This is a genomic window from Polyangium jinanense (assembly GCF_028435365.1).
The window spans coordinates 1-11,419 of record NZ_JAGTJJ010000126.1; the positions used below are offsets into that span (position 1 = coordinate 1).

An 11,419-nucleotide genomic window follows, 5' to 3' on the forward strand; every position below is an offset into this window, starting at 1 on the left:
TGCCAACCAGCGCTGACATCTCAATCGGCAACGGGCCTGTTGGAAGAACTGCGCATCGCGCAGTTCTTCCACGAACGGTCCAGGGCTTGCCCTGGTTCGGGTCGAGGGGCGAACAGCCCCCGCGGGGTCCGGGGCAGCGCCCCGGCGCGGCGTCTCCAAGAGACCCACGCACGAAAGGATCTCATGTCCCGCATATTCACCCTCCTTATAGCATTCGCCTCCGCTGCGTTCGTCCTGGCCATGGGTTGCGTCGGCGGCGACGACGAGGGCCCGATCGACGAGCCGATCGACGCCGACGAGCAGGGCCTCACGGTACCCACGCACCAGTTCGCCAGCTACTACCTGAAGAATGTCCCGACGGTCGACGGGCGCACGCAATGGTCCAGCGTCGTCATCAACAATCCGAACTCCGTGCCGGCCCATGTCACGTTCACCGTTCACCGCAATGACGGGCTCGGGACGCTCGGGACGATCTCGAAGACGATCCCCGCGGGCGGGTGGTACAACTCCTACGGCGACCCGGCTTGGCTCGGCGTGACCGAGACTGACCCCGTCAATCACCGTACGGTCGGCTGGGTCGAGCTCGAATCCGACGCGGAGGTGGCCGCGAACAACCGGATCGACGTGCGGACGGGTACGACGTTCGACTCCCCGGTTTCGCTCTTCAATGACACTCGGTTCCTGAAATCGCCTTCGACGCGGCTCTTCTCCACGTTCTTTCTGCGAAACTGGCCCACCGGGACCAGCGGCGTCACCCAGTGGACGGACATCACCGTGAACAACCCCAGCACCGCGCCGGCGAACATCGCGGTGCGGGTGCACAAGAGCGACGGCAGCGGAGTACACGCGATCCTGAACCGCACCCTACCCGCGAAGGGCGCGTGGTCGTCCTACGGCGATCCGGGGTGGCTCGGCATCGCGCCTACCGACCCCGGCAATGGCGGCGCGATTGGCTGGCTGGAGGTGCTATCGGACGCCCCGGTCGTCGCCTCCAGCCGGACCGCTCTGCGTAGCGGCAACACCTACAATGCCTCGCCCCTCCTCCTCGACGACGCCGGCTTCGACGCCACGCTCTCCGGGGACCTGCGCGCGCCGCTCTTCCTCAAGGGCGCGCCGGCGGGCGGTACGATCACGCAATGGTCGCACCCCATCATCGTCAACCCCAACCCGACGCCCGCGACCATCACGGTCTTCGTGCGTCGGAGCGACGGAGCCTGCCAGGATCTCGCCCAGTTCTCGAGGACGATCCCGGCGATGGGCTTTTGGAATGCCTTCGGCGATGCGAGCTGGGCGAGCGCCACGGGCAGCCAGGGCTGGACCGAGATAACTTCGACGCAGGAGGTCTTCGGGATCAACCGGGTGATGTTCCGCAATGGAAGCACGGCGACCTCGCCCTTGACATGGCTCGACGACGAGCCGCTCGCACAGAAGTCCTCGTCGATGCAATTCGCGTCGTTTTACCTCAAGAGATGGCCGAGCACGGCGGGCTATACGCAATGGACCGACCTCGTCGTCAACAACCCGGACGCCAAGAACCCGGCCACCATCACCGTACGGATCCGCAAGGTGGATGGCTCCGGCTATCTGACCTCCTTCGAGCGTCAGATCCCCCGCCGCGGCGTGTGGCGCTCGGCCGAGGATCCCGAGTGGCTATCGATCCCGAACTCGGATCCCGCGAACGGACGCTCGGTCGGCTGGGTCGAGATCACCTCCACGAGCCCGATCACCGCCCTGAACAGAGTCAACCTGCGGAGCGGCGATACGGCGACCTCGCCCGTCACGCTCTTCGAGGACACCCTGCTCGATGGCAGCATTTCACTTGGGACGGGTGGTGACACTCCGTCCGATCCCCCGTGCGGCGCGTGCCATTAAATCCTGCCAGTCGCTCCGAACGCGGGCGGCCCCGTGCGCGCGGGCGTTCGCCCTGGCCATGGGCTGCGTCGGCAGCGGCGAGAGCGAGAGCACTTCGATTCCCAATCTCCAACCGAGCCCAGGTGGTCAGGACGGCCCCCTGCCCTACACCCCGCTCCGCCACGCCTACAGCGGATCGACCAACTGGAACGTCGCATCCTCCCTGAACGGTCCGCCCTGGTTTCCGATAAAAAAGTGGTAGTTGGCGTGGCGGAGGTAATACCCGGGTAAGTTATACGATTCAAACGACACCCACGGGGTCCCGACACCGGGCTGAATCGAGGGCCTCATGCAGAACGTCGCGTCGTTCCGGTAAAGGGAATCGCCGGCATACGGGTGGAGTTTGATGCGGAAGTCTTGATGCCGAAGGTAGTAACCTGGGAAATTGCTCGATTCGAACGAGTAGCACGCCGTGTTCGCGAGCCCCGGGACGAGGCGGAACGTCGCGTCGGCCCTGTCGAGCCCCGAGCTTATCGTCGTGAGCTCGCCGAGATAGTTTCTGTGGCGCAGATAATAGCCGCGCAGGTTGTAGGATTCGATCGAAACGAAATCGCCAGTCTCGATTGTCGCCTCGCTCTCCCCCACGTCCTCCTCGACCTGGGACGCGGAAGCCCCGCAGCCAGCGATGAGCGCACATTGAACGGCAAACCCCGCTACGACGAAATCACACAATTGCACCACGATTCCCTCCTTCCCTGGTATTTGGGACCCGTGTCTACGCGAAGGCAAACATGTCGAGGTGCGCCGCTCGGTCAAGCCCTTCGGAGGCCTTCTGCTCCTCGATCGCCTCGTCGAGTCGCCCCATCGCGGCAAACGTCATCGCCCGGCTGCTGCGCGCGGCGACCTGGCCCCCACCGCTGAGAAATCGGAAATCCTGGTTTGCTTATCCTAAACGCCGGGCGAGCAGCTCGCCTTGGAGCACATGTTCAGCAGCTTTGCGTCTGTCGTAGGGGAACTCCCGGGGAGCAGAATTGCTGCACCCGTGCGCTCGGGACGGCCATCTTCGAAGGGCCGGGCCTTCGTTCCCTCGGCGGGCAGGGATCGGATCGCGATCCGGGTATCAAGTCATCGAAGATGACGAGATCCACGGCGAGCGCCGCGAGCCGGTCCCGGGGGACGATGGTCACGAGCGGGTACTCCGGGGTGTTGGGGATGGGAACGGGTCAGGGTCCGCGGCTCCGACACGCCGGCGCCGTCAACCCTACCGGCTCGGTTCCCATCCGGTCGCCGCCTTCGCCAACCGAGGTGCCCAGCGCGCCGGGGAGGGACCGGGCCCAGGTCCCCGAAGTGGCGTTCCTTATCGTGGGCGGCGACCTCGATCCCGGTCGGGTGCCAGCGCGTTCGCGCGCGCCCGGTCGCGAGCTAGCCTCGATTCGGTTGTGGACTGAGAGTCTACAACCGAATCGGGGCGTGAACTCCCAGTCGACAGCTATGTATCGGCGGTGGAGTCGGAGCCGGCGGCGGCGGGCGGTGCATCGGGGAGCTTCAGGCTGGCACGATGGCTGCCTGGACGGCGCGTGCACGGTTCCATCGAAACGTCTGCCGGAGAATACATGGCATGCTCAGACAACGAGCCCTCGGGCGCGAAGCACTCGTGACAATGCGGTTTCACGTTCTCGTCCTCGTGGCTTGCGTCGCGTTCGTCGGCTGCGGGCCTCCCCCGCCGCCCTTGGCCGCGGAGGACTGCCCGAGCGCAATGGTGAAGGGGCAGCCCTCGCAGATTACGCTCGTCTCGAGCGCCGAAGGGGTCTCGTTCGAGCCGCCGAAGACCTGTACGGGCTCGTATCCGGACGCCCCAGAGTATTACATCCGCGTGCACGGCCACGGGACGCGCCGGATCGATTACAGCAAGCGCGATCTGAATGAATGCGACGCCCCCGGCGCCGACCCCGTGGCGTGCCCGAAGGTGCACTTCATGGCGATTGGCATGTCGGTGCTCGGGGCGATGAAGAAGACGCTCGGGAAGATGAACGCCGATACCCTGGGGCTCGGGGCCTGCGTCGACTCGAACGCGCCGCTCGACCAGTGGAACATGTCGAGCCGCATCCACGACTTCCGCCACGCCGACGAGGCGCTCCGCGTCATCGACGCCGAGCTCCGCCGCTGGAACATCGGTGACGACTGGGGGCTGTCGATCAGCGGGATCGAATGCGAGGTCGAGGTGCAATTGTAGGCGTGCGATAGGCGGTGCTCCGGCGCGTACATCGGGATGCCGCTTTGGCGGTGCATCGGCAGCACGAGAATCCGTTGCCCGAAATAGCCGCTGCGGTGTCCTTATTGGGATCTGCCCGCCGAGCGGAAGGCGCGACGTTTCAGGGCGAAGGCGATGCCTTCCTGGAGGGTGCCGAGCGTGGCGAGCCCGCTGAGGTCTACGCCCATTTCGATGAACGTACGCGCGATCGACGGCTGGATCCCCGTGAGCACCGCGGTCGCCCCGAGCAGACGCACCCCCTGGGCCGCCCGCACGAGCGCGTCGGCGACCTGCGTGTCGACCGCGCGCACGCCCGTGATGTCGAGGATCGCCACCTCCGCGCCATGCTCGGTGATCGCGCGCAGGAGATGCTCGATGATCCGCTGCGCACGCTCCTCGTCGATGAGGCCGACGATCGGCAGGAGGAGCGCCTGCTCCGCGATGGGCAGGAGCGGGGTGGCGAGCTCGCGGATCGTGGCCTGCTGCGCGGCGATGATGTCCGCCTGGGCCGCTGCCCGCGCCGCATCGGCAAGCTTTATCGGGGTGATATCGATCGAGACGCCGCCGAGCGCGCCATCCATGCCCTGCATGCCGGCGATCGGAAACTTGATGGTGAGATACGTGCGCGTGCCCTCTGGGTGGGGGAGCTCGTCCTCTTTGCGCAAGACATGCCCGGCGGCCATCACCTGCCGGTCAAAGGCGAGAATGCCCTCGGCGACCTCCGCAGGGAAATTGTCGTAATCGGTCTTCCCTCGCATGCTCCCGGGGATCTGCCCGAAGAAAACATCGTGCTCCTTGTTTGTCAGAGCTAACCGTCCCTCGGCGTCCTTGACGTACATGACGGCCGGTGTGTTGTCGAGGAAGGCCTGCAGCATCAGCTCGCTGGACTGAAGGTCCGCAATGCGCTGCTTCTGCACCTCGTTCTCGCGTGACATCTCCTCCATGCGGCGGCGAAGCTCCTGGTTCTCCCGCCGTAGAGCGTCGTTCTCGGCTTGCAGATCCTCCTGCGTCGATGTGCTCATGGTTCTCCTTACGCGCTCCTCCCCGACCCCTCCATCCCGGCGGCCGCTCTCGCTTCCGCCCCGCTCACCCAGCGGGAGCCGTGCGCCCTCGGCGTGCTCCAGGTCCGTGCTCGTGGGCAGCACGGCGAAAGCCGCGGGCGAGGCGCGCCCGCCGCGCGGTTCGCCGCCTGAAACACATCCTCCGGCCGCATGGCCCGAGGAGTATCCGCGGGCGGGGCGAGGCTGTAAAGAGCCAGCGGGAGAGGAAGGGGTCCGGGCGGCGATGCCGTGAGCAGGACGAGCACGCCGAGGCTCGGATCGCGATCCGGGTATCAGTAATCGAAGATGACGAGATCCACGCCGAGCTCGATGGTCTTCGCCACCCAGCCCGTGAGCGCCTCGATGAACTCGCCGCCCTTGCCGTCGTGCGCAGCGGGGATCTTGGCGGCGAGCGCCGCGAGCCGGTCCCGGGGGATGATGGTCACGAGCGGGTACTCCGGGGTGTTGGGGATGGGAACGGGCCAGGTTTCGTCGGGGTAGTTGAGGTCCGGGCTGTCGACGTCGTCGATGCCAAAGATCGCCTCCATGCTGCGTACCTCGTGCTGGAGCAGGGTCCCGAGCGTGTGCATCAGCGCCACCACCGCGTAGCCGTACTGCGACGGACGGCAATCGCCGAGGGCGCCGGCGAGGATTTCATCGAGCGCGCCCGTGCTCGGATCGTCGATCGTCGCGAGATACTTGCTGTATCGCGCCGAGAGGACGCGCGCGCGGAGGCTCGCGTCGTTCGAGCCCCATGCCGCCTTCACCCGATCGATGTCGACGGCGACCGCCGTGGTGTTGGATCCCATGCACGGCACATAACACGAATGGAGGGCGGATGGCCTCGTCTGGTCGCCCTCGGCGTGCGCATCGCGCTGGGCTCGCAACGTCAGGCCGTGGCGACCTCCTCCACGAGCCTGCGGAGCCACATGTTTGCCGGGTCCGACTCCGCGTGCGCGTGCCAGTAGAGGTGAAGCTGCACGGGTGGCAACTTGAATGGCAACGCGCGTCGCGCGAGCGCGTGGACCTTCCCAACCTCGCCCGTCAAGCGTCGTGGCGCGGTGAGCACGTCGTCCGAGTGAGCGACCACGCGGAACGCCGAGTCGTAGCTCTGACAGCGCACCACCACGCGCCGCTCGACGCCGAGCTTCAGCAGCGCGCGATCCTCGAGCACGAGCCCCGTCGCTCGACTCGACACGAGGACGTGAGACGCTCCGACGTACTGCGCGATCGAAAGCTTCCGCCGAAGGGGATGCCCATCTCGCACGACGAGGCAGAAGTCGTCCTCCAGAATGCGACGGTGTCGTACCGGCTCGTGGACCGGAATGGAGACATCGAAGGCGAGATCGATGTGTCTCGACGCAAGCTCACGCGCAATGGCGGAGCGCTGGTACGCGACGCTCGCCACCGTGGCAAGCGGAGCCGCTTTCGCGAGCGCGCTCCGGAGCTGAGGGAGGAGCATCGGCTCGATGGAGTCGGGCATTCCGACGCGAAACATCAGCGTCGTCGTGGAGGGCTCGAACGCACCCCACCGATGGAGGAGTCCGCGCAACTGAGCCAACTGTTCGACGAGCGCGGGCGCCATGCGCAGGCATGCCGCCGTGGGCACCATCTCGGTCCCCTCACGCGCGAAGAGCGGATCGTCGAGGTGCTCGCGGAGCCTTCCCAGCGCATGACTCACCGCCGAGGGGCTCAGCGCGAGGACACGCGCCGCCCGCGTCAGGTGGCGTTCCCGGAAGACGGCCTCGAAGACGCGGAGCAGGTTGAGGTCCATCGTGTCGAAGCGATCATGCACGCGACTCATCGAGGTGCATGAAATCATATCACTTCCTTCATCGGGAAGTTTCAGCGCACAGTTCTTCCATGAAGCGGGCGTTCGCAGCCGCCCCGCGCCTCCGGTCCCCGTGCTCCCGCCGTGGTGGGCGCCCCCAAACAGCGGACATCGGCCATGACAGAGACTCTTCAGCAACAGCAAGCGACCTGCGAATGCGGCGCTGCCCAATTCGAGGTCGGCGCAGCGCCGGCCGTACGTTTCTTTTGCCACTGCACGATCTGCCAAGCCTACAACGACAAGCCGTTTGCCGACGTGACGGTGCTTCGCGCCAAGTACGTCGAAGTGAACGACACGAGCCAGATTGCGTTCAAGAAGTATCGCCCGCCCCCGAACATCAACCGCGGGCTCTGCAAGACGTGCGGCAAGCCCGCGATCGAATTCTTTGGCTTCGGCCCGGCGAAGCTCGCCCTCCTTCCGAGCATCAACTTCAAACGGAAGGAGCTCCTCCCGCCGCCGGCGATACACATTTTCTACCATCGGAGGCTCGGCGACGCCGCCGACGACTTGCCCAAGTACACCGGCTATCTACGCAGCCAGATGGCAGTCAGCGGACTGTTCATGCGGCTGTTCCGAGGATCTGGCGGATGAGCAGGACCAAGCGCATTCTCCACGTCGTCAGCAACGTGGACCACTATGAAGGCCGGTCGACGCCGACCGGCTTGTGGCTCTCGGAGTTGACGCATGCTTATGACGTCTTCGCCGCGCGGGGCTACGAGCAGCGCTTGGTCAGCCCGAAGGGAGGGCGGACACCTCTTGAGCCCCGTTCGCTCAAGTGGCCGCTTCTCGACGCGTCCGCCAAAGCGCGCTGGGCAGATCCAACTTGGTCAGCGCTGCTTTCGTCCACCGCTCGGCCTGACGAGATCGACGCCGCAGACTACGACGCGATTTACTTTACCGGTGGCCACGCCGTCATGTGGGACTTCCCCGACGACGAGGCGCTCCAAGCTCTCACACGCGACATCTACGAGCATGGTGGGGTCGTCTCTTCGGTGTGCCACGGCTACTGCGGCCTCCTCAACACGAAGCTGTCGGACGGACGCCTCCTGGTCGCAGGACGGCGCGTCACTGGCTATTCGTGGTGTGAGGAAGTACTCGCCGGCGTTGCGACGAAGGTGCCGTACAACGCCGAGTCGGAGATGCGCGCGCGCGGCGCGCAATACGAGAAGAGCATCCTCCCGTTCGTCTCGAAGGTCGTTGTCGACGGGAGATTGGTGACTGGCCAGAACCCTCAATCAGCGAAGGCGACCGCGAGCAGCGTCGTGTCTCTCCTCGCTTCATGATCGCACACGACAATCGCGAAGAGAATTTACATGCTTACCAAGTTCAAGAAAGAAGTTCTTGCCTCCATCGCACTCGCGCTTGGTGTTGCGACGTTTGCCAGTGGCTGCGTCATTAGCCATGTGACACGTGAGGGGCCAGAGTGGAATGTTCATGCTGACGAGAAAACGCTTGCCGTCGACGCATCCCCCCAAGGCAACGATGACCTCGCGCCACTGAGCGACGAATTCGATGACGCTTCAACGCTTCCGCAGTGGGCAAAGCTCAGCGACGTGGAGGGATGGCCGGATGAGATCAAGAAGCTGGACGCCAACACGGCGAACCCAGGAAATCTCACCTTGGAACCCTATGCGAGCTTCTGGTTCGGCGACTTTCACGCGCCGTTCCTCTTCAAGAAGGTGACGGGTGATTTCATCGTCACGACACGCGTGCTCGTAACGGGTGCGACCGCGGACGTACCAGCGCGGGGGTATTCGCTTGCTGGTCTGCTCGCTCGCGCACCACACGACGAAGGGCGCAAGAATTGGAAGGAAGGCACGGAGAACTGGATCTTCATCACGGCGGGGAGCGGCGACGGTGACGGCGTCCCTCAGTTCGAGACGAAGAATACCAAAGACAGCTCGAGTCGGCTCGAGCTCAGCCCGCGAACCCCCGGCTGGGTGGAGCTTCGCATTGCGCGTGTCGGCACACGCATCACGCTTCTTCGTCGTGCGGAGAAGGAAGACTGGCGCGTCATGCGCCGAGAAGAGCGTCCCGACCTGCCGCAAACGCTTCAGGTGGGGCTCATCGCGTACACGGACTACGACTCGCTGAAGTGGGACCTGATCTTCAATCGTGTCGACACTTATCACCACCGCGTCATCACCGACGGAGTGCCGGACCTCATCAGCCGGTTCGACTACGTTCGCTTTCAGAGGCCACCGGTATCCAGGCGGTGATCGAGGCCCGCAGCCGCACGCACTGCCACGGGCGAACCCGCTGGGCTGGCTTGCTTGCACTTCCGCCCCTCGCACATCATTCTTTTGCGACTCTCGGACCCGACACGTCGCTCCCGCAGGCGTGCCCGAGGCGCCGGGGGCGCTGAGGGTTTTTTGGTAAAGCTCGAACGCCTGCATTTCCTGGGGGCCGCGCTCGCTCCCATCGCCGATGCCGTCCTCGTGGTCGACACGGACGCGCGCGTCGTCTTCGCGAACGAATCCTTGGAAGAGCTCGCGCTGCCCCCGCGCTCGCCTGGCGAGGACATTCGAGACGAGTTCGCAGGGACGACCGTGCGCTACCAGTACCAGGATGGTCGACCCATTCCCTGGGGCGAGACACCACTCGCGCGGGCGCTCGGCGGCGCGGCCGTCGTCGAGGAGGTTCTCTCGTTGAACGTTCCGGGCAGCACCGATCGCCTGATCGCGGTGACGGCGAGCCCCATCCGGGACGACGCGGGCGGGCTATCCGGCGCCTATGCCCTCCTTCGCGACGTCACAGGCCGCTTGCGCGCCGAGGAGGCGCGGAGGCGCGGAGCGGAAGAGCGCGCGCAGCTGATCGAGCGCATCGAAGCCAACCGCTCGCTGCTCGAGGCGGTGCTGCACCAGATGCCTTCCGGCGTGAGCATCGTGGACGCGAGCGGCACGTTCGTCCTCACCAACGAGCGAGCCGAGCTCATGTTCGGTCCGCAGCCGAAATGCGCGAGTTTCTACGACTACGACGGGTTCGATTTGCATCGCGATGGGCAGCGGTGCACCGCCAACCACTTTCCACTCTCGCGCGCGCTCCGGGGCGAGACCGTGCGGGACGAGGAGTACGTTCACCCGCGCGAGAGCGGAGCGGTGCACGTCAACATCAGCGCGGCGCCAGTCGTGGATCGCGAAGGGCGCATCGTCGCCGCTGTGACGGTGTTTTCCGACATCACCGAGCGAAAACGAATGGAGGACGCGCTCGGCCGCGCGCGCGCGGAGGCGGAGCGCAAGGCGGCCGAGCTGCGCGCGCTGCTCGGGAGCATGGCCGAGTCCGTCATGGTCATCGACGGTGATGGCAACGTCATCCTGCAGAATCGGGCGAACTACGCGCTCGCGGGCCATTGGTTCTTTCATGTCGACGATGTCCCGCGCCACGCACGCTTGCGGATACCGAGCGGGGAGCCCGTACCTCCGGGCGAGTTCCCCGCCCAGCGGCTCCTGCGTGGCGAATCCATCAGGGAAGTCGAATACTCGCTCGACATGCGGGATGGGTCGCGAAGGCATTTGCTGGTGAGCACGAGCGCGGTCCAGCACGGCTCGAGCCCCATCTCGCTCGGCGTCATCGTTTCGCGCGACATCACGGAGATCCGAAGGCTCGAGGAGGCTCGGGAGGACGTTCTACACGCCATCTCGCACGATCTGCGCCAGCCCATCACCGTCATGATGCCGGCTGCCCAGATGCTTCGACGTAACCTCACGCGGAGCCAAATGGACCGCGAGGTGTCCGTCGTCGACCGCATCATCGGTAGCGCAAAACGCTTGGCCACGCTGATCGACGACCTCGTCGACGCGGCCAGGCTCGATTCGGGTCAGCTGCGGTTGCGCGCCGAGCCTTGCGATTTCCTACCCCTGCTTCGAGACATCGTCTCTCGCGCATGGACAACGCAGGATCAGGCGCGCCTGCGAATCGAGCCGCCGCCAGAGGACGTGCGCCCGGTGCTCCTCGACCCTGCGCGCTTCGAGCGAATCTTCGTCAACCTCGTCGGCAATGCGCTCAAATACTCCCCACCCGAGGAGCTCGTGACGATCGGCATCGAAGCACGCGACGCAGAAATCGTCGCCGCAGTGCGAGACCGAGGCTGCGGCGTGCAGCCCGACGACCTCCCCCATCTCTTCGAGCGTTATTACCGCGCAAGGTCGGGCCAGCGGACCGAGGGGCTCGGGCTCGGGCTCTTCATCGTCCGCCAACTCGTCGAAGCGCACGGCGGCCGCATTTGGGTCGAGAGCGAAGTCGGCAAGGGCAGCACATTCACCATCACCCTGCCCTTCGTACCAGCCCCCGAGGCCGTCGCCCGGCGGGAGCGTTGACGCTGAGGATTGGTCTCTTCTTGGGGCCGCCGCGCCGGGGCGCCGCCCCGGGCCCCGCGGGGGCTGTTCGCCCCTCGACCCGAACCAGCGCAAGCGCTGGACCATTTGGGGAAGAACTGCGCGATGCGCA

General features: G+C 65.6%; 10 protein-coding genes. 6 read left to right on the forward strand and 4 right to left on the reverse strand.

Annotation, left to right across the window (positions count from 1 at the left end):
- Window positions 1-183: 183 nt before the first annotated feature.
- Window positions 184-1,872, forward strand: a complete 1,689-nt coding sequence (locus KEG57_RS54535; protein WP_272428801.1) for a hypothetical protein — start codon at window positions 184-186, stop codon at window positions 1,870-1,872.
- Window positions 1,873-2,037: 165 nt separating this feature from the next.
- On the opposite strand, the gene KEG57_RS54540 is transcribed toward KEG57_RS54535, so the two are convergent.
- On the reverse strand, window positions 2,038-2,592 hold the full coding sequence (locus KEG57_RS54540; protein WP_272428803.1) for an AbfB domain-containing protein: 555 nt from the start codon (window positions 2,590-2,592) through the stop codon (window positions 2,038-2,040).
- 877 nt (window positions 2,593-3,469) lie between these two features.
- Between KEG57_RS54540 and KEG57_RS54545 the strand changes: the two genes are divergently transcribed.
- The gene (locus tag KEG57_RS54545; RefSeq protein WP_272428806.1) at window positions 3,470-4,084 is read left to right on the forward strand and encodes a hypothetical protein; all 615 of its coding nucleotides are present in this window, start codon (window positions 3,470-3,472) and stop codon (window positions 4,082-4,084) included.
- A 101-nt stretch (window positions 4,085-4,185) separates the two neighbouring features.
- Here KEG57_RS54545 and KEG57_RS54550 read toward each other — a convergent pair whose 3' ends face one another.
- The 3 genes from KEG57_RS54550 to KEG57_RS54560 all read right to left on the reverse strand — a co-directional run bounded on the left by KEG57_RS54550 (window position 4,186) and on the right by KEG57_RS54560 (window position 6,946).
- Window positions 4,186-5,124, reverse strand: a complete 939-nt coding sequence (locus tag KEG57_RS54550; RefSeq protein WP_272428808.1) for a PAS domain-containing protein — start codon at window positions 5,122-5,124, stop codon at window positions 4,186-4,188.
- Window positions 5,125-5,435: 311 nt separating this feature from the next.
- On the reverse strand, window positions 5,436-5,951 hold the full coding sequence (locus KEG57_RS54555) for a DUF7691 family protein (RefSeq protein WP_272428810.1): 516 nt from the start codon (window positions 5,949-5,951) through the stop codon (window positions 5,436-5,438).
- 80 nt (window positions 5,952-6,031) lie between these two features.
- Window positions 6,032-6,946, reverse strand: coding sequence for a LysR family transcriptional regulator (locus KEG57_RS54560; RefSeq protein WP_272428812.1), 915 nt, complete (start codon window positions 6,944-6,946; stop codon window positions 6,032-6,034).
- 144 nt (window positions 6,947-7,090) lie between these two features.
- On the opposite strand from KEG57_RS54560, the gene KEG57_RS54565 reads away from it, so the two are divergent.
- The 4 genes from KEG57_RS54565 to KEG57_RS54580 all read left to right on the forward strand — a co-directional run bounded on the left by KEG57_RS54565 (window position 7,091) and on the right by KEG57_RS54580 (window position 11,289).
- On the forward strand, window positions 7,091-7,564 hold the full coding sequence (locus tag KEG57_RS54565; RefSeq protein WP_272428813.1) for a GFA family protein: 474 nt from the start codon (window positions 7,091-7,093) through the stop codon (window positions 7,562-7,564).
- A complete protein-coding gene (locus tag KEG57_RS54570) occupies window positions 7,561-8,256 on the forward strand; it encodes a type 1 glutamine amidotransferase domain-containing protein (RefSeq protein WP_272428816.1) in 696 nt (231 codons plus the stop codon). The genes KEG57_RS54565 and KEG57_RS54570 overlap by 4 nt, the downstream gene beginning before the upstream one ends.
- Before the next feature lie 30 nt (window positions 8,257-8,286).
- Window positions 8,287-9,192, forward strand: coding sequence for a DUF1349 domain-containing protein (locus KEG57_RS54575; protein ID WP_272428817.1), 906 nt, complete (start codon window positions 8,287-8,289; stop codon window positions 9,190-9,192).
- Between the two features lie 153 nt (window positions 9,193-9,345).
- Entirely contained in the window at window positions 9,346-11,289 is a 1,944-nt protein-coding gene (locus KEG57_RS54580; protein WP_272428819.1) for a PAS domain-containing sensor histidine kinase, read from the forward strand.
- The last annotated feature ends 130 nt before the right edge of the window (window positions 11,290-11,419 follow it).

Excerpts from the sequence above, each read along its gene's own strand:
- KEG57_RS54545 (WP_272428806.1), top strand. The coding sequence starts at position 3,470 with ATGCTCAGACAACGAGCCCTCGGGCGCGAAGCACTCGTGACAATGCGG.
- KEG57_RS54565 (WP_272428813.1), top strand. The coding sequence starts at position 7,091 with ATGACAGAGACTCTTCAGCAACAGCAAGCGACCTGCGAATGCGGCGCT.
- KEG57_RS54555 (WP_272428810.1), bottom strand. The coding sequence starts at position 5,951 with ATGGGATCCAACACCACGGCGGTCGCCGTCGACATCGATCGGGTGAAG.
- KEG57_RS54535 (WP_272428801.1), top strand. The coding sequence starts at position 184 with ATGTCCCGCATATTCACCCTCCTTATAGCATTCGCCTCCGCTGCGTTC.
- KEG57_RS54560 (WP_272428812.1), bottom strand. The coding sequence starts at position 6,946 with ATGAGTCGCGTGCATGATCGCTTCGACACGATGGACCTCAACCTGCTC.
- KEG57_RS54575 (WP_272428817.1), top strand. The coding sequence starts at position 8,287 with ATGCTTACCAAGTTCAAGAAAGAAGTTCTTGCCTCCATCGCACTCGCG.
- KEG57_RS54550 (WP_272428808.1), bottom strand. The coding sequence starts at position 5,124 with ATGAGCACATCGACGCAGGAGGATCTGCAAGCCGAGAACGACGCTCTA.
- KEG57_RS54570 (WP_272428816.1), top strand. The coding sequence starts at position 7,561 with ATGAGCAGGACCAAGCGCATTCTCCACGTCGTCAGCAACGTGGACCAC.